The sequence below is a fragment of the Bacteroidota bacterium genome (assembly GCA_016213405.1).
Taxonomy (GTDB): domain Bacteria; phylum Bacteroidota; class Bacteroidia; order Palsa-948; family Palsa-948; genus Palsa-948.
In genome coordinates, this window is sequence record JACRAM010000103.1 from 1 (window position 1) to 19,102 (window position 19,102).

Annotated in this window: 16 protein-coding genes; 4 read left to right on the forward strand and 12 right to left on the reverse strand. The window is 40.3% G+C overall.

The window, feature by feature from the left end; genetic code table 11:
- Positions 1-121 precede the first annotated feature (121 nt).
- Positions 122-517: an NAD(P)H-binding protein gene (locus HY841_12465; protein ID MBI4931574.1), complete on the reverse strand. Its 396-nt coding sequence runs from the start codon at positions 515-517 to the stop codon at positions 122-124.
- Between the two features lie 76 nt (positions 518-593).
- Between HY841_12465 and HY841_12470 the strand changes: the two genes are divergently transcribed.
- Positions 594-1,781, forward strand: coding sequence for an AhpC/TSA family protein (locus HY841_12470; GenBank protein ID MBI4931575.1), 1,188 nt, complete (start codon positions 594-596; stop codon positions 1,779-1,781).
- Positions 1,782-1,829: 48 nt separating this feature from the next.
- Here the strand turns inward: HY841_12470 and HY841_12475 are convergent, their stop codons facing one another.
- Complete coding sequence (locus HY841_12475; protein ID MBI4931576.1) at positions 1,830-2,168, reverse strand: hypothetical protein; 339 nt, start codon at positions 2,166-2,168, stop codon at positions 1,830-1,832.
- A gap of 55 nt (positions 2,169-2,223) precedes the next feature.
- Between HY841_12475 and HY841_12480 the strand changes: the two genes are divergently transcribed.
- Together HY841_12480 and rfaD are read left to right on the forward strand one after the other, a co-directional pair.
- On the forward strand, positions 2,224-2,649 hold the full coding sequence (locus tag HY841_12480) for a hypothetical protein (protein MBI4931577.1): 426 nt from the start codon (positions 2,224-2,226) through the stop codon (positions 2,647-2,649).
- A gap of 3 nt (positions 2,650-2,652) precedes the next feature.
- Positions 2,653-3,618: an ADP-glyceromanno-heptose 6-epimerase gene (gene rfaD / locus HY841_12485; GenBank protein ID MBI4931578.1), complete on the forward strand. Its 966-nt coding sequence runs from the start codon at positions 2,653-2,655 to the stop codon at positions 3,616-3,618.
- Between the two features lie 3 nt (positions 3,619-3,621).
- Here rfaD and HY841_12490 read toward each other — a convergent pair whose 3' ends face one another.
- From HY841_12490 to HY841_12500, 3 genes are all read right to left on the reverse strand, one after another.
- Entirely contained in the window at positions 3,622-3,960 is a 339-nt protein-coding gene (locus tag HY841_12490; GenBank protein ID MBI4931579.1) for a MerR family transcriptional regulator, read from the reverse strand.
- Between the two features lie 55 nt (positions 3,961-4,015).
- On the reverse strand, positions 4,016-6,697 hold the full coding sequence (locus HY841_12495; protein ID MBI4931580.1) for a hypothetical protein: 2,682 nt from the start codon (positions 6,695-6,697) through the stop codon (positions 4,016-4,018).
- An 87-nt stretch (positions 6,698-6,784) separates the two neighbouring features.
- Positions 6,785-7,753 (reverse strand): peptidoglycan DD-metalloendopeptidase family protein, encoded by a 969-nt coding sequence (locus HY841_12500; GenBank protein MBI4931581.1) that lies wholly within the window; start codon positions 7,751-7,753, stop codon positions 6,785-6,787.
- Between the two features lie 83 nt (positions 7,754-7,836).
- Here HY841_12500 and alaS point away from each other — a divergent pair, with 83 nt between their 5' ends.
- Positions 7,837-10,488, forward strand: a complete 2,652-nt coding sequence (gene alaS / locus HY841_12505; GenBank protein ID MBI4931582.1) for an alanine--tRNA ligase — start codon at positions 7,837-7,839, stop codon at positions 10,486-10,488.
- Between the two features lie 145 nt (positions 10,489-10,633).
- Here alaS and yidC read toward each other — a convergent pair whose 3' ends face one another.
- The 7 genes from yidC to HY841_12540 all read right to left on the reverse strand — a co-directional run bounded on the left by yidC (position 10,634) and on the right by HY841_12540 (position 19,033).
- Positions 10,634-12,568 (reverse strand): membrane protein insertase YidC, encoded by a 1,935-nt coding sequence (gene yidC / locus HY841_12510; GenBank protein MBI4931583.1) that lies wholly within the window; start codon positions 12,566-12,568, stop codon positions 10,634-10,636.
- A gap of 228 nt (positions 12,569-12,796) precedes the next feature.
- Positions 12,797-14,431 (reverse strand): CTP synthase, encoded by a 1,635-nt coding sequence (locus HY841_12515; protein ID MBI4931584.1) that lies wholly within the window; start codon positions 14,429-14,431, stop codon positions 12,797-12,799.
- A 525-nt stretch (positions 14,432-14,956) separates the two neighbouring features.
- A complete protein-coding gene (locus HY841_12520; GenBank protein MBI4931585.1) occupies positions 14,957-15,376 on the reverse strand; it encodes a hypothetical protein in 420 nt (139 codons plus the stop codon).
- A gap of 177 nt (positions 15,377-15,553) precedes the next feature.
- Entirely contained in the window at positions 15,554-16,492 is a 939-nt protein-coding gene (locus HY841_12525) for a c-type cytochrome (protein ID MBI4931586.1), read from the reverse strand.
- 114 nt (positions 16,493-16,606) lie between these two features.
- On the reverse strand, positions 16,607-17,329 hold the full coding sequence (locus HY841_12530) for a Crp/Fnr family transcriptional regulator (GenBank protein MBI4931587.1): 723 nt from the start codon (positions 17,327-17,329) through the stop codon (positions 16,607-16,609).
- Positions 17,330-17,398: 69 nt separating this feature from the next.
- Complete coding sequence (locus HY841_12535; protein ID MBI4931588.1) at positions 17,399-18,229, reverse strand: helix-turn-helix domain-containing protein; 831 nt, start codon at positions 18,227-18,229, stop codon at positions 17,399-17,401.
- 159 nt (positions 18,230-18,388) lie between these two features.
- Positions 18,389-19,033, reverse strand: coding sequence for a NifU family protein (locus HY841_12540; protein ID MBI4931589.1), 645 nt, complete (start codon positions 19,031-19,033; stop codon positions 18,389-18,391).
- Between the last annotated feature and the right edge of the window lie 69 nt (positions 19,034-19,102).

A 19,102-nucleotide genomic window follows, 5' to 3' on the forward strand; every position in this document is an offset into this window, starting at 1 on the left:
ACACTCCGATACATTGTGATGCCAGTACCATATCTCCTCGCTCGTGTCTACCATGAAGTAAACATACTCTTTTGCGCTTCGCGCAACGGCATTTCATCCCTGTGGCAAGACCACAGGGAGTTCATGCCGGGGTCATTAAATAAAAATTAGAACTGTTAATATCTGCACCAAGAGAAGATATTACAATAAACGAAGAAATATTGTTTTTGCTTGCCTGTTCCGCAACCTTCAGAGGGTATTCAAAATCCACCTTGCGGAACGCTTCCTTGCTTCCTGCTTTTGAAATGGTAGTTCCTAAACAGCAAAACAAATCATCGCCTCTGAGAAGTTCAGTATATTTTTCTAAAGAAGAAATCTTAACAATATGCACTTCGAGTTTTTTATTTGAAGGAAGATCATTTTCTCTTCTGATGAAGATTTTTACTTTTTCATAACGGGAATCTTTGAGCAGACATTTTAACAAATAGCTTCCGGTCAATCCCGTGGCACCAAAGACAAGCGCGGTTTTCGAATTCATAAGCAGGCAAAGATAGGCATCTCAAACCCTGATAAATTTCTATCTTCGTAAATTATTTTAGATAAAAGTTTAACATATGAAAACTAAATACCAACTCTTGTTTCTTATTTCTTGTTGCTTGTTGCTGTTTTATTCCTGCGGAAACAACAATGAAAATTCCAATTATCAGATAAAAGGTAATCTTACAAACAGCAACGGTGAATTTGTTTCTTTGGTGGATGTGAATTCTTCCGAAATAAAAACAATTGACTCAGTGAAAGTAAACGAAAAAGGTGAATTTACTTTTATCAAAAAAGTTCCTGAAAAAGGATTCTACAGTATACAAATTTCATCTTCCAATTATGCAACCATCATTGCCGACAGCACGGAAAATATTTCTTTTGAGGGAGATGCTAAAAATCTTAACGAAGGATATAAGGTAACCGGTTCAAAAGATTCTGAAACGCTTCTTCATTTTAATGATTTCACAAAAAAGAATTTCAAAAAAATGGAATCCAGCAGAATGAAACAGGATTCTCTCAGACGCGTTTATGAAGCGTATCTGAATACTACTCCTGATTCATTATTTCTTGATTCAATTTCAAAAATGCTTGAACCTGTATTTAATTCCTTTTCCGAGGACTACCGAAAACTCGCTGACGAAACAAATGAATACATTCGAAATTTTGTTAATGAAAATACTTCTTCGTTCGCATCGCTTGCAGCCGTGCAGATGCTGAGTCCCGATAAAGACATCGCTTATTTCATAAAAGTATCTGATGCGCTCACTGCGAAATATCCTAACGTGGAAAATCTGAAAGGATTCAAAAAATATGTGGACAGTAAGAAAAAACTTGCTGTTGGAAGTCTCGCTCCTGAAATTACATTGGATGACAAGGATGGAAAATCAATTTCACTTTCTTCGCTGAAAGGAAAAATTGTGATTGTTGATTTCTGGGCATCGTGGTGCAAACCCTGCAGGGCGGAAAATCCTTTTATGGTTTTGCTCTATAATAAATACAAAGATAAAGGGCTGGATATTTTCAGCGTATCGCTCGACTTTAAAAAAGAGGCGTGGCTTGAAGCAATTTCAAAAGATAAACTTTCCTGGAAAAATCATGTAAGCGATTTGAAGCAATGGCAATCGTCAGTTGTATCGCAGTATGGTTTTGAAGCAATTCCGTTTACTTGCCTGCTTGACAAAGAAGGAAACATCGCAGGAAAAAATCTGAGAGGACCCGAACTGGAAGAAAAAATAAAAGAGTTGTTAGGCATCAGTCAATAATCATTTGCGTTTTCATCTGCCATCTTCCCTTCTGCACTATATCGATGTCTACCAAGCACCGGTTCTCGGTTTGGGCTTGAATAACCGTATAAGGAAAAATTGTTTCTTGTTCTGATTGGTTCGGTTGGCTTTGCGTTGGTCTTTATGCATACGCTTGCGGGTTGCTTTTGTTTGCAATCGTTTTTCGTGCTGGCGCACCGCCTTTTTATCCCCACGATCCTGCTTCCGTTTGGCTTTCCATTCCGCCTTAGCTTTTTTCCGCTTCATCCTGGCGCTTTCCACATCATTTTTCTTTTCCGTTTTAGTGTCTGTGCCTTTGTCTTGTGCAATAACGGGAATAGAAACAAAAATCAAAAAGAAAAAAGATAGTTGAATAAGGATTTTCATTGAAGCAAGTTTAGATAAAAATAACGTAACTTTGTTTTGTTTTCACAAATGAGTAATGAACAAAGTTTTGAAATACATAGTCCATTTTTTTTTCATTCTGTTGATTTCATTCGGGGGGTGTAAAAAAGACAAGAATGAAATTCCTGATGTGTATGTAGATGTTTATCTCTATACAACAGACCCGGCTTTCTCTCCGCTCAACGCAATTACCGGATACACCTATTTGGCTGGCGGTTCAAAAGGAATTCTTATTTACCGAAAATCACAAAACGAATTCATGGCTTATGACCGGCATTGCACCTACAATGTCAAAGAGGGGAACACTGTAACGGTAGATGCAAGCGGGCTTTTGGCGGTGGACAGCAAATGCGGTTCTAAATTTCTTGTTACGGATGGTTCTCCCAATTCAGGTCCTGCAACGAATCCGCTCAAGTTGTATCAAACTGCTTTTGACGGAACAGTATTACATATTTCTAATTGAATTATGATAATCGTAACAGGAGCAGCAGGATTTATCGGAAGTTGTTTAGTCAGCAAGCTAAATAGAGAAGGATTTAAGGATGTGGTAGTGGTGGATGACTTTTCGAGAGCAAACAAAAACAAAAATCTTGCAGGTAAAACTTTTTCGACAGAAGTTCATCGCGATATTTTTCCGAGTTGGCTGAGAGAAAATCATCGCCTGGTGCAATTTATTTTTCATATAGGAGCAAGAACCGATACCACTGAATTCGATAAAAAGATTTTCGATAAACTCAATCTGAATTTTTCTAAAAATGTTTGGACTATTTGCGTGGAATATGGACTGCCACTTGTTTATGCATCATCAGCCGCAACTTATGGTGGAGGAGAGTTGGGCTATGATGATAACCATTCGTCAATCGAAAATCTACATCCACTGAATCCTTACGGAGAATCAAAAAATGAATTTGACAAATGGGTGCTGAAACAAGAAAAGAAGCCGGGGTTTTGGGCAGGATTAAAATTTTTTAATGTGTACGGACCGAATGAATATCACAAAGGGAGAATGGCATCGGTGATTTTTCACTCCTTCAATCAGATTCAGGAAACAGGAAAAGTAAAACTCTTCCGCTCACATAATCCGAAATACAAAGACGGGAAGCAATTACGCGATTTCATCTATGTAAAAGATGTAATGGAAGTTTGTCTTTGGTGTTTGCGCACACGGAAAAATTCAGGCATCTACAATCTCGGTTCAGGAACTGCAAGAACATTTCTAGATTTGGCGAATGGTGTTTTCTTATCTGTTGGAAAAAAACCCCAGATAGAGTTTATTGATACTCCCTCCGACATCCGCGATAAATACCAATACTTCACTGAAGCGAAAATGGGAAAACTAAAAAGTGCCGGATGCGATATAAATTTTTCTTCTTTTGAAGAAGGAATTAATGATTATGTTGTAAATTATTTAAAAGAGGGGAACTATTATTAAAACTTACAGCGCTTCTTTCATCTCTATCAGAAATCCCTTAACCTTCTTCAGTGATTTTACCATTTCAACTGAATTGACGACTTCCTCTTTGTTCTGTTTGAGTTTTTGCTTGGCGCCCTCCAGCGTAAAACCGCGCTCTTTTACGAGGTGAAAAATAACATGAAGATTATCTAAATCCTGTTTAGTGAAAAGGCGGTTGCCTTTTTTATTTTTTTTGGGGTTTAAAATATCAAATTGCTTCTCCCAAAAACGAATCAAAGATGTATTCACTTTGAACATCTTCGCCACTTCGCCAATGGTGTAGAAAAGTTTTTCGGGTTCTTTTTCTTTGTAGGGAGGCATCCGTTACAACTGAATTACTTACGAATAATATGAATAATAGATAAAAAAAAATATTTTATTTTGGATTTTGTTTTTCAGGAGTAGCATTTGCGGGAGTAGGAGTCATTTCATTGCCAAATTTAGGGTCATCAATAGTTCTATCAGATTTTTCTGTTGTGTTCTCTTGTTTGGACATTGGGTCAAATCTTAATTGAGCACCATCCCACCAAATTGGAGTGCCGGAGTTTTTCAAATCATTTTCATTAAACATTACTCCTTTCATTTTTTCATCATAGCCGGATGACAATATTTCTTTAGGGTGTTCTACTTTTTCATATCCCTTTCGAACACCAACTGCAATCCATGAAAATTCTACATTGGATGTTCCGTTGTTATTTTCTATTACTGTAAATCCCTTCGGAGAAATTTCAGATGCATAAACTCCGTTGGAAGGGCCAACAGGGGTTATTGTTAGCATGACCTTTTCATCGACAGATAATTGAGTGGAATAATTTCTGTCAAAAGAAATGGTTGCTCTCCCGTTTTCTAATTTTCCGCTTCCGCGAGCATACACATCTACACTTGTTGAAGTTGAAACGTAAGATACATTACGCTCGGCAGTTCCGTTATTGCTCACTTGTGTGATTACATCATTGGTATATTGCTTTCCATCCACATATAAACTGTAGCGTTCTCCTTTAATATTCATTCCGTAAACATCTCCACGAATCCATCCGCCCATTAAGCCGCCATAAGAACCTATGCCAATGCCTGTTTTTTCATCGTTAAGATTAGAAGTTGAATTATATCGTCCCGCGCCACCATTCAAAATTGCAGCAGAAAAATAACCACTATATCTTGTATTTGTTGATGCTTGGTAGCCCAGTGAACCCCACTGTTGAAGAGTGCCTGCAGAATTTTTAATGCCTCCCAAAACTCCTCCCGATCTATTCCCAAAAAATACTGCATCACAATCGCAGTAAGAACCATGAACTGCGAAATGCCACATGTCTTTTGTTGATCCTTGTCCATTGGTACTCGAAGATCCGTATACGCCTGAGTATGTTTGTCCAGAATTATAACCTGCAGCCACATTGGATGTTGCAGTAGCAATTCCATAAACTCCATATGCTCCCGAACTTGTACTCGAAGTCTGACCTAGAACACCATAAGTGGATCCACTTGCACCGGTAGCTGTTCCATATACACCTGTTGCTCCATTTGAAGTGCTTGGCGTGGTGCCCCATACGCCATTCACAGCTCCAGTTGTTGAAGTTGCTTGACCTAACACACCGGCTGAATTTCCATCACTAGAAGCATCCTCTCCCATTACACCATAAGTAGCACCAGTAGTTTGAGCTACGAAACCCCTCACACCTGCTGAGTTAGTAGTTGTAGAATTAGGGATTTGTCCAAGCACTCCATATACTTGTCCAGTGCCAGAAGCAATACCAAAAACTCCGGATGAAAGGCTGCCAGTTGCGGCAACACTTCCTTTCACTCCATATAATGTCACTCCTGTACCAGTAGAAATACCTCTTATTGCAGCATCGCTTGCGGTTGCAGAAGCACTTGTCACATCCAGTTGCATGGTTGGAGTCATGTTGATTCCAACTTGACCGGAATTAATAATTCTCATTCGTTCAGCCATGGCTGCAGAAGCATCGGGGGTGGTATAAAAAAGCATATCGGTAGGTAAATCTGTTGAACCGCTTGAAAAAGCTCCGCGTATAACCTGAATCTGTGCTTGAGGACTATTTTGATAATTATCTCCAAAATTTAAATTCGTTAAAACATTCCCAGTAGTCGTAAGAGAAGTTGTTTGCCTTAATGAAACTGTAGCGGGAGCGGCTGCTCCAGTAGTAGTATTTCTTACTTCCAAATCAGTTCCTATTGGAGACGTGGGTGAACTTTCGGATGAAATAACTGTTCTTCCTTGCAAAAATGCCGCCCAAGTATTGGCATTAGTTGCATAAGCAGCATTTGTGCCGTTAATACCATATAAGCCATAACTATATCCGCCTCCGGTTCTGTAAGCCGAATAACCCGATACAATATTTGTATTTGATAATACAGCCCCTATACCATTTAGCCCATTGCTTGCAGTAGAATTGGTTACCAATATGCCATCGTAACTTGCCGATGCCGAACTGATATTGATGCCCTTGCCGCTTCCGCCAGACAATGTCATATCTATTCCATTCTGAATTGTTGCGCTGGTTTTTATAGTTAGAAGATAATTTGCTGTAGTAGTTATAGGATTCGTTGTTCCAAATCCTGTAAGCCCGCCAGAAGTTATTCGCATTCGTTCTGTTCCGTTTGTCTTAATTACAAAATCTACACCATCAGTTGTTCCAAGAAAATCTGTTCCTGCTGTGGTGTTGCCATTTCCACTCAACATCCATGCTGAGCCGGGGGCATAGTTGTCAACGAGGTTTACCCAGTGGGCAGTGGCAACGGTGCTCCAATAATAATATCCTGTTCCGGCTGCTCCTGTTCCGGCTATTGCACTATTTGTATTATATACAATTACACCATCAACGGCTGTACCCGAAATGGTTTGGGTGGAGGTATTAGTAAGTGACACGCGAGGAATAAGCAATCCAAGAGTTCCTCCGGTAGTGTTTATATCAAGCACTGCGCAATCAGCCGCAGGGTTTCCATTTTGATTAATCGCAATGTTTTGCCCAAAAGAAATTTCAGCAAGAGAGAAAAAAGAAAAGAAGAGTAAAAAATATTTCGTGTAAAAAAATTTCATGAAAGGTTATCGGAAATTAATATGGTCAAATGTAGAAAAGGATTTTGACACGGCAAAAACAATTTCTGAGGTTTTAGACGAGAATGATTAGTCGAATGACTGCGATGCGTGTGAAGTAATCTCAATCATCTCTTTGTACTCAGCAGGGGTAAGGTCGTTATAATAAAAGTTTACAGGATTCACCGGCTCGCCATTCTTGTGAACTTCGTAATGCACGTGCGGACCGGCAGAAAGACCTGTGTTGCCTACATAACCAATCAACTCACCACGTTTTATTTTTTGCCCAATACGTGCCACAATTTTTTCCATGTGCCCGTAAAGTGTTTCGTATCCATAACCGTGTTTAATCACAACGTGATTTCCGTATCCGGAACCATATTCTGCTGTCTCAACAACTCCATCTCCGGTGGCATAAATTTTTGTTCCGATGTTCGCGGTAAAATCCATTCCCGCATGAAATTTCTCATACTTGTAAATCGGATGCATTCTCATTCCATATCCAGATGGCTCATGCTTCAAATCTTTTCCTGAAACGGGCTGGATGGCTGGAATACAAGCAAGCATCTGTTCTTTATTCTTCGCCATTTTGATTACATCGTCAAACGATTTTGACTGGATGTAAAGTTGTTTGGAAAGTTGATCGAGTTTCTGCGTGCTTTCCATAATCAGTTTAGAATTTTCATACCCTTCAAGTTCTTTATATCTATCTACACCTCCAAATCCCGCTTTGCGGATTTCATCAGCAATCGGATCGGCTTCAAAAATCATTCGGTAAATATTATCGTCACGTTTCTGAATATCGCCAAGAACTGTTTGCACTTGCCCGAGTTTTTTATTGAGGATGTCATATTGGTAAGTCATCCATTCAATTTCGCGCTTCTGCATTTTTTCTTTGGGAGAATCAAAATAGGTAAACGCAATAAATACCGTTACACCCGCAAACACAATTCCTATCGCCAGAGAGGAAAGCATTTTCAGTCCAATCTTCTTCCAACTGAATCCTACTTTTTCGTAAGTCAGCGAGTGGGTATCGAAGCGGTATTTTACTTTTGACATATCTCTGAAATCGAATGCAAATGTACGGAAAAAATCTACTTTTGCAACGCTTCACCATTCTGCAATAAACAGCGTTACTAACAATGAAATCAGCCAAAGTCCGCGAAAAATTCCTTGAATACTTCCGAAGCAAAGACCACGAAATTGTGCCTTCCGCTCCTTTGGTGATTAAGAATGACCCCACGCTGATGTTCACCAACGCGGGCATGAATCAGTTCAAGGATTTGTTTTTGGGAAATGCTCCCATCAAACATACACGCGTTGCTGACACACAAAAGTGTTTGCGCGTTTCAGGCAAGCATAATGATTTGGAAGAAGTCGGCATTGATACTTACCATCACACGATGTTCGAGATGCTGGGCAACTGGAGTTTTGGAAATTATTTTAAGAAGGAAGCCATCAAATGGGCTTGGGAATTGCTGACAGGCGTTTACAAAATTTCCCCCGACAGATTATACGTTACGGTTTTTGAAGGAAGCGGGGAAGAAAATATTCCGTTCGACCAGGAAGCATTTGACGCGTGGAAAAGTTATTTGCCTAAAGACAGAATCATCAACGGAAATAAAAAAGATAATTTCTGGGAGATGGGCGACACCGGTCCTTGCGGACCCTGCTCAGAAATTCATGTGGACATGCGCGATGAAAAAGAGCGCGATAAAGTGGATGGAAAAACTTTAGTGAACAAAGGAAATCCTCAGGTTATAGAAATTTGGAATTTAGTTTTCATAGAGTTCAATAGAAAATCTGACAGCTCATTGGAAAAACTTCCCGCTCAGCACGTGGATACAGGAATGGGGTTTGAAAGATTGTGCATGGTTCTGCAGAATAAAAAATCCACTTACGATACCGATGTATTTCAGCCCATCATAAGAAAGCTTGAAGATTTGTGCGGACTGCGTTACAAATCAGATGACGAAAACAAGCAAGCTAAAATCACTAACATCGGCATGCGTGTGATTGCCGACCACATCCGCGCCATTTCATTTGCGATTGCTGACGGACAACTTCCTTCCAACACAGGTGCCGGCTATGTGATACGAAGAATTCTGCGAAGAGCCGTTCGCTATGGTTATCAGTCGTTAGGAATCAAAGAACCATTCTTATTTCGTCTTGTTCCAGTTCTCGCCAATCAAATGGGAGATTTTTTTCCCGAAATAAATTTACAGAAACTTTTTGTAGAGAAAGTCATCCGCGAAGAAGAAACCTCTTTTTTCAGAACACTGGAGCAAGGGCTGAAGAAGATTGACGATGTCTGCATCGCCATTTCAAATTCAGGAAAGGAAAAAATAGTGGATGGAAAAATTGTTTTTGAATTGTATGACACCTACGGTTTTCCTGTTGATCTGACTTCCCTCATCGCACGCCAATATGGATTAAGCATTGATGAATATGGATTTGACACGGAAATGAAAAAACAGAAAACACGCGGACGAGAAGACGCAAAAGTAGATGCCGGAGATTGGATTGAAACAGAGAATCAAGATTCAAGATTCAAGAATCAAGATTTTGTTGGATATGATTTATTAGAGACTAAATCAAAAATTATCAAATACAGAAAAGTAAAAGCGAAAGGAAAAGAACTATACCAAATCATTTTAGACAAAACTCCTTTTTATGCCGAGAGCGGAGGACAAGTTGGCGACACCGGAATACTGGAATTCGGAAGTGAAAAAATAATTATTACTGATACAAAAAAAGAGAACAACCTCATAGTACATTTTTCCGAAACGCTTCCAAAAAATTTATCTGTTGAATTTAAAGCAAGTGTAGATAAACAGAAGCGCACTCTCATAATGAACAATCATACTGCCACTCATCTGCTTCACTCTGCCTTGCGGCAGGTTCTTGGAAAACATGTTGAACAAAAAGGTTCATTGGTGAATGACGAACATCTGCGTTTTGACTTTTCACATTTCTCAAAAGTTACGGATGAAGAAATTTCCAAAATCGAAGCGCTGGTGAACGAAAAAATTCGAGAGAACATAAAAAGCGATATAAAAGAAATGCCGATTGAGCAGGCAAAAAAGTCCGGTGCGATGGCTTTGTTCGGAGAAAAATATGGAGACACTGTTCGCGTAGTTACGTTTGACAAAACTTTTTCCATTGAGCTTTGCGGAGGAACGCATGTTCCTGCTACAGGGAAAATCGGCTATTTCAAAATAACTTCTGAAAGCGCTGTGGCAGCAGGCATTCGCAGGATTGAAGCGATAACTGCAGTGAAAGCGGAAGAATTCATTAACCGACAATTCGGAACACTCAACCAGATTAAAGAACTTCTCAAAAATCCGAAAGACATTGCAAAAAGCATTGAGCAATTATACGAGCAGAATACAGAACTATCCAAACAGATAGAAAACCTTGTGCGTGAGAAAGCAAAATTCATTTCGATTGAACTGATTGGAAAAGTTCAGAATAAGAATGGAATAAATTTTATTTCAGAAAAAATAGAACTGGATTCTGCCGAAGCAATTAAAACGCTTTCGTTTGAACTGAAAAATAAAATTGAAAATCTTTTTCTCGTGCTGGGTGCGAATGTGGATGGCAAACCAAGTTTGACAGTGATGCTTTCTGATAATCTCGTGAAAGAAAAAAAACTTCACGCAGGAAACATTGTGAAAGAACTTGCAAAAGAAATAAACGGTGGCGGTGGCGGTCAGTCCTTTTACGCTACGGCAGGTGGAACTAATACAGAGGGATTAAGCAAAGCACTGGAGGCAGCGAAGAAATATTTATAGCCCATCCCCTGCCCTTCCACAAGGGAAGGGAGAATAAATACCCTCTTGAAAATGTTTTAACTAAAAGTTCTTCCCTTCGGGAAGCCTGCCCGCCATTTTTTATTTTTATTGACGGCAGGCGGGGATTTAGGATGGGCTTTGTTTTTTATTTCACCTTCTTCTGCGAAGAACCGTTTCTGTTCTTCTGAACGTCTTCCAAACGCTTTTGTAGTTTCTGCTGGAAAGAAGAAGGAGCTTTCGCAGGTTTCTTCATGTGTTCCGCTATCTGCGCGTGAAGTTTTTTCTCATCCACAAACCTGCGTATGATAAACATCTGTCCGAAAGAAATCAGATTGGCAAGTGTGTAGTAGTAACTCAACCCGGCAGAAAATTTATTAAGGAACGGAAGGAACATCACAGGCATTATGTACATCATGTATTTCATTCCCGCCATTTGCTGCTGACCGGGGTTGCTCATGAGCTGACTGTTCATGTGCGTGTAAATCAAAGTGGTGATGGTGCAGAGAATCGCCCATATGCTCATGTGGTCGCCATAGATGAAATCAATCACAGGGAGTTTTCCGAAATTCCAAACTGAATCATATGTGGAAAGATCAGTCACCCACCAGAACCCATGCTGGCGAAGTTCAATGGACGCTGGAAAAAAACGGAACAGCGCAAGAAGAATCGGCATTTGCAAAAGTGCAGGTATGCATCCAGCCAGCGGACTCACCCCTGCTTTTTTGTAAAGCGCCATGGTTGCCTGCTGTTTTTTCATCGCGTCTTCTTTGCCGAATTTTTTTCCGAGTTCCTCAATCTCCGGCTTCAGCACGCGCATTTTCGCTGATGAAACGTACGTTTTGTAAGCAACAGGAAACAAAAGCGTTTTGAAAACAAGCGTGAGGCAGAGAATGATAATGCCGTAACTGAGGTTGAAACTGTCAAGAAAATTAAAAACAGGGATCACTAAAAACTTGTTTACCCAACCAAAAATTCCCCAGCCGAGCGGAATTTGTTTTTCAAGATGCAGACCGTAACTCTTAAGCGTTTGAAAATGATTGGGTCCGAGATAAAACTTCATTCCGAAAGATTCATTCGGCTTGTGAGAATACGGAATGGTGAGATTAGCGGAATAATCTTTTACATACTTAGTGGATGTTTTCTCGTTGTGAGAAGTTACATCCGCACCTGTTTTGTCAAAATAATCATCCGCAATTATTACCGAAGTAAAAAACTGTTGCTTAAACGCAACCCATTTTGTTTTTGCCGAAAGAGTTTTTGTTTCATCTTTCATCTCGCTGATATAATCAGGGTCTTCTTCCAGATATTTGAAATACACGGTGGAGGCATTGCGCTGATTCTTGATATCCTTTTCCTGAGTAAGCGTTTTCATCGCCCAGTTCAAACTGAACTCATTCAGGTTGGATGCAACCACATCTTGCATACCCACAACATTTATTTTACAGCCGAGCATGTAGTCTTTCGCAAGCGAATATTCATACTCAATGTATTTACCGCTTTTGCCAGTACTATCAGCATTCGCGTACAAGCGCATGGAAATAGTTTGCACGCTGTCATTCTTTCCTGCGATGGGTTGAAAATATAATTCGCTGGTGTTGATGGTGCGGTTATGTTCGGTGTCAAAAAGAATTCCAAAAGAAGAAGAGTCCGCGTCAAAAAGAATCAAAGGAAGCGAATCGTTCGTGCGGTATTTTTTCAACTGTGCAGAACAAACACGGCCGCCTTTGGAAGAGATAGTGACTTTCAGTAGTTCATTTTCAATCGTAAAAAATTGATTTGAATCGGTTGCGGCTGAAGCAAAGACATCATATTTATTATTGAGCGCAACGGTCTTTGCAGAATCGGAAGTAGTTGGTTGTCCGTTGTTAGTTGTCGGTTGTTTTGTATTGGTAATGCTACTATCCACTAACAACTGACGACTGACTGTATCTTTGACTACCTTTTGTTTTTCAACTAACTCCAGTGAATCCTTCGTCTTCTTTTGCTTCTCTAATTGTTCTTTGCTCGGAGCAGAATACCACATCCATGCGAACATGATTGCGCAAATGATGACGATACCTGTGATTGAATTTTTGTCCACCGTTACTTAATAAGACGAATTACTGCTATGGTTATTTTTTAACCCGTTGGATAAAATCCTACAGGTTTAAGGAGGGCAAATATAGAATTAAATGGCTATTGTCATTTCGAACACATTCACTTTGTTCAGTGTAAACTCCGTGAGAAATCTCCTAATGATGTGTAGAAATATTATTGGGAGATTCCTCATCCCGATGAATCGGGATTCGGAATGACAAGAATCTAACGACTAATGACTCTGTACTTGCTTCTTCAGCGAACCCACTTCAACAGCCGCGCTCACAAACCCAACGAATAGCGGATGAGGTTTTGCAACCGTGCTTTTATATTCAGGATGGAACTGGACGCCAATAAAAAACGGGTGGTCTTTCAGTTCAACAATTTCAACGAGTCCGCCTTCGGGATTTATTCCAGAGGCAATCATTCCGGCTTTTTCAAAATCACCGAGGTACTCATTGGTGAACTCGTAGCGGTGGCGATGGCGCTCCGAAATATTCTTCTCTTTGTATACACTGAAAGCTTTTGTGTCTTCTTTTAACTGACAGGGATAAGCGCCCAAACGCATGGTTCCTCCTTTTTTAGTAATGTTCTTTTGCGCTTCGAGCAAATCAATCACAGGATTGGATGTGGAAGGATTTATTTCTGTAGAGTGCGCATCCGATTTTCCCATTACGTTTCGGGCAAATTCAATTACCGCGCATTGCATTCCTAAACAAATTCCTAAAAAAGGAACTTCATTTTCTCTCGCATAGCGGATGGCAGAAATCTTTCCTTCAATTCCGCGCTTGCCAAAACCAGGCGCAACAATTATTCCCGAAAGCCCTTTCAGTTTTTCAGAAACATTTTCTTCGTTTATCCATTCTGAATGAATCCACTCCACATTCACCCGGCAATTGTTCACTGCGCCCGCATGAATCAGCGATTCGGAAATTGATTTGTAAGAATCTTTCAGCTCCACATATTTTCCAATCAAGCCAATCTTCACTTCATACTTCGGATTCTTGAGTTTGTGCAGAAATTCTTTCCAGTCATCGAGATAAATATTTTCAGGAACGGGCAGGTGCAGTTTGTTCAGCACCACCACATCCAGTTTTTCTTTTTCCATCAGAAGCGGCACTTCGTAAATCGTGCTTGCGTCAATGGCTTCTATCACCGATTCGGTTTCCACATTGCAGAAGAGCGCAATTTTGTTGCGGATGTCTTTGTTCAGTTTATGTTCTGTTCGGCAAACTAAAACATCGGGCTGAACTCCGTATTCAAGAAGTGTTTTTACAGAGTGTTGTGTCGGCTTCGTTTTTAATTCTCCGGTGGTAGATAAATAAGGAATGAGTGTGAGGTGAACCACGAGACAGTCCTTGCCCATTTCCCATTTCATCTGGCGCACCGCTTCCACATACGGATGCGATTCAATATCTCCCACCGTTCCGCCAATTTCTGTGATAACGATTTGATACTTGTCGGTTTTTCCCAACAGGCGGATGCGCGATTTTATTTCATCGGTGATGTGTGGAATCACCTGCACGGTTTTGCCGAGATAATCTCCTCTGCGCTCTTTCTCAATAACGTTCAGATAAATTTTTCCGGTGGTAACATTGTTCGCCTGTGAAGTGGGCACGCTTAAGAATCTTTCGTAGTGCCCTAAATCCAAATCGGTTTCTGCGCCATCATCCGTCACGTAACATTCTCCGTGCTCATACGGATTCATGGTGCCGGGGTCAACGTTAATGTAAGGATCTAATTTCTGGATGGTGACCGAGTAGCCGCGCGCCTGTAAAAGTTTTGCGAGAGAGGATGAAATAATGCCTTTGCCGAGCGAGGAAGTAACGCCTCCCGTAACGAAAATATATTTTGCAGCACTACTCATTACGGGATGTGAAAGTACGAATTATTTATACTGCGATTACACGGATTTCAGAAAAAAAGACAAGATTACACCGATTACTTTTTTGTTGTTTATCTGTGTAATCTTAATTCTGGGCGTAACATGAGTATTATAATTATTTAAGCGACTAACTTTAATGATAAAGCATGGGGCGAAGGCATGAAAGCGCCACACTTTCGTGTTAAAGTATGGCGCTTCAATATGAATGTGTGGCACTTTAATGTTTAAGTATGGCAAATAGATGTTAAAGTCCATCACTTTAATGTTTAAGTATGACACTTAAACGTTCCCCGAAGGGGCAGAAACATGAAAGTATGATGCAAAAACTTTCTTTTCTTCGAAATTAATTATACTATGCGCGGGATAAATTGTGACATTTTCATATATGGTACAGATAACAGATTGTTACAGATGTACGGAAATACAAATCCATACAGATATGGTTTTGTTATCTGTACCACTTGTAGAATGTACTAATTTATCCTGTTTTATTTATAAAAAGGATGCTTATCCTTTCTTTTGCCTTGGCTTTGGGCTTTTGGCGCTGCCCACCACCACATTGTAGCCCCATTGGCTGAGTTCTTCTTCATTGCCTTTGTTTTCGTGAAGCAAAATGTCTTTTACTTCATCTTCCATGTTATACAGGGTGCCGGGTGTTTCCACGTCTTGCCCTTTGCCATTGCCATAAATTGTTTTTGCTTCCTGCATTGTGTCTTCGCTTTGACCTTTGAGCTTTTCTGATGCAGCGCGTTTTTGGTCGGCAGTTGTCAGCGATTCTTTAAACTTTTTCATATCTATTTTCGGATTGTTTTCCAGCGGGCTGTCTTTGCCGAGGGTTTCGTGTTGTTTAAGGATTTTGTTCAGCAGTTTGCTGAAAGCATCGGGCTTGTTTATGGGTACTTCTATGCGAACCGTTCTGCGTGCCATGGTGTGTTTGTTTTTTTACCCCGTGAAATTTTGTTTTTCAAACAATTTCACTGGGAGTAGGTTGTGCTTTGTTTGTTTTTTTTACCTGCTTTAAAAAAAGAGCGCCACTCTAACCTAAAGGTGGCGCTCTAATCTAACTATTATGAAAACGAGAGGCATTTTTTAATCTTATACAAATTAATTTGGGAATATTAATGTATCTTGTCCCAGCACCATAATGTCTCTGATATTCTGATCGGTAATTGTGCTGAAAACATTCATTGAACCGGCATACGAACAAGTAGGATGGTCAATATCATTTGGCATTCCAAATTTGGCTTTGTGCTGCAATTCATGCGGGTTGCTTCTGCAGAATGTTCCCATAAATTCTCCCTGGCAGTAAACATCTATTTGTTTGCCGTCAGCGCCATGGCATCCTTTACATAAAGAATTATAAATTGTTTGTCCGTTTGTCTTGCTTCCGCCTTTGCCGATATTTGAAAACGTTTTGGTGCCTGTTGGATAAATTCCTGATGTTGACATATCATAAAAGTCAGAATAATTATGAGCGTCATTTTTAAGGAACTTAACAATCTGCCATATTTGAGCATCGGTTAGCATTAATCCATAATCAGGCATGCTTGCATTATACGATCTGTCTGTTGCGCTTCCCATTCTTACTCTTCCTCCGGTGTGTTTAACTGCGTCAAATATTTGTCGGATATTGTGCGTCTTACCATAAACATACAAATCATTGGATGCTACAGGAGGGCGGGTAGCCGTTGGGGCTCTGTTAATGTAAGCGCCCATGCTTCCTCTCAAATCCCATCCGTGACATTGCTTGCATCTGAAAAAATCGGGATGGTTTCTTATGGTTGTATCTGTGATGTTTGATTCACTGATAAGATGGTCATATAACCTTCCGCCAATATTACCATCTGCGGCAGTATAAGCGGCTTGATCGGCAGCGCTTACGGCATCTCCATTGGTTCCGTTGGTTCCGTTAGTTCCGTCAGCGCCATCGGCACCGGCAGGTCCTGCAGGTCCTTCTTTTTTGCAACTGCTTGTAAACACAATTGCAAGCGCAAGGGCACCCATCAGCGTGAATGCGATTGCTTTGATTGGTTTTGTTTTCATAAGTGTATAGTTTTTGGTTTGTTTGATTTATTTACGTTACAATATTCTGACAATCTTCATGATTGAGTAATGATTTAGATTATGTTTAAAACAGTTTTTTGACGGAAAATAAAATCACTCCTGCTTAAATAATTCTTCTATTCCGAAATGGCGGACTATTTTTTCTAATCCTTTTGGATTGATCAGCTTGATTCTTCGCTTCAGTTTTACAATTAGCTTTTCGTTTGCAAAATCTTTCAGTTGTTTTGTAACCTGGTCGGTGTTGGTGCCGGTGAGGCAGGCAATTTCCTGCCGGCATGAAGGGAGGTTAAGGGCGCCATCATCGGGGCTGGTTCCGAAAACCGAATTAATATAGAGCAACGCTTCTGCAATTTTTTCCCTTACATTCATCTGACCGAGATACTTCATTCTTAATTCCATCTTGCGCAGTTCGCGGGAATAAAACATCATGAGCGCCATGGGCAATTGCGGGTTTTGCATGAATGAGTTGTTCAGTGTGGCATTATCTAAAAAACACACCAGCGAGGTTTCCATAGCTACCGCGCTGATTGGATATACATCATGCCCTAATCCTCTGTGCCCGAGAATATGCCCATCGGTGGCGAGGCGCACTATCTGTTCGTGCCCCATGTAGCCGTTTGCCACCACCTTTACTTTTCCCTGCTGGATGAAATACATTCCGGTAACGGGCGCTCCCTGCTTGATTATAAGTTGTTCCTTATTATACCATAACTGTTGTTTGGACGAATCAACTACATCAATCCATTTTTCCGAAAGGTTTTCCCGTATAAAGCAATGAAGGTTGCTGCAGGTTTTGCAGCTGATTTTCTTTTTCATGGAAAAAACAATGCAATACTAAGGAACTAAGAAATGGCAGGAGTGGTAAAAGAAGGTGTAATTATGGTATTAATGAAAATACCTTTCTTTGAATTGGTGGGGAGATACTTTACAAGAAGATTTGAAAAACTTCACGAAGTTGGAATCGTCAGTGAAATTTAATTCACCGGCAATTTCTTTTACGGTTTTATCCGTATGAAGAAGTAATCTTTTTGCTTCAAGTATTAATTGCTCATGGATGATTTCACCTGCACTTTTATTGCAGGTTTTCCGGCACACCGCATTCAGGTTTTGCGGGGTGGTGCATAATTTGCCTGCATACTCTTTTACTCTCCTGAAGTGAAGGTTGGATGTTTGAAGCAATTGTAAGAATGCAAGATACTTTTCCTGATGTTGCAGAGTTTGGTTATCTGGCTTCTCATACTGCATGATTTTTCCTAACAGCGCTTTCATATACCCATGAGTGATGATGGTAGAAGCGCTGGCGGTTGAGAGGTATTCTTTTTCTATTTCCGAAAAAAGAAAATGAAAGGCGGGGTCGCCATTAAGTTTGATATGATTGGTGGATTCAAGCCTTCTGACCAATGTGTACATTTCCGCCTGGTTCACATAATCAAAAAAACATTCTTTAAAAAGGATAACATACCCTTTTGGAATTTCTGTCAGCTGCCAATAATGCAGTTGCCCTCCTCTGACAATATATACTTCGGGTGGATTGATTTGAAATTTCTGCTCGTCAATCCAGTGAAACCCGGCTCCTTCACTCAGATATATTAACTCGTAATAGTTTTCATGCTTGTGAGGCGATGTTCTTTTTATTACTTCTTTAAAGCGTGAAATTTTAAAGTTGGAATCTTTTTCCAACTTATTCTTTATCTCAATAATATCATGTAGGCTCATGTAATAAATAGTTTTCTCCAGACTCCTATCTTATTGTGATTGCTGTACAAGAATATGAAGAGATGATTTCTCGCATTATGATTTGTGTCATGTGCTTTAATACTATTACGCAAACCGCAAGTTCTTTTTTGTCCGATGGAATTCTAGCAAGACGGATTTTCACAAACCGGAGCGGACTTCTTTTACTTCCGGCACAAATTTCTTTAACAAAGCTTCAATGCCCGCTTTGAGCGTAACCGCTGAAGAAGGACAACCACTGCAAGCACCGCGCATCAGGAGAGAAACCACGCCATCTTTATAGGAATGGAAAACAATCATGCCTCCATCCTGCTCCACCGCAGGGCGCACATATTGTTCCAGCACAGCAATAATTTTTTGTTCAATCTCATTTTGAGGTACGGTATGGTCAACGGAAGCCTCACCTAAATCCTCTGCCCCCTCCTGACCTCCCCCATCGGGGGAGGAAATATTCTCCCTCCCTAATGGGGAGGGCTGGGGTGGGGCTTTGGGGTGGGCTTGTAAATACTCTCTCAAAAATTCTCTGAGTTCGAGCGTAACATCATTCCACTCCACAGCATCGGTTTTGAAAAGCGTAATGTAATTGGCAGAGATGAAAACACTTTTCACGAAAGGGAATTTAAAAAGTTCGGCTGCCAGCGGAGAAGATTTTGCATCGGAAGGATTCAGAAATTCCAGCGGAAGAGAATTCTCTATTATTATTTTATTCGCCACAAACTTCATGGCAGAAGGATTGGGGGTGCTTTCCGCGTACGTGATGACGGGTGTGTTTTTAATTGTTTCCATCGAAGTACGAAGATAGTACGAACATACGAACTACGAACATGAAAAATACTAATTCGTACTTCGTAGGCC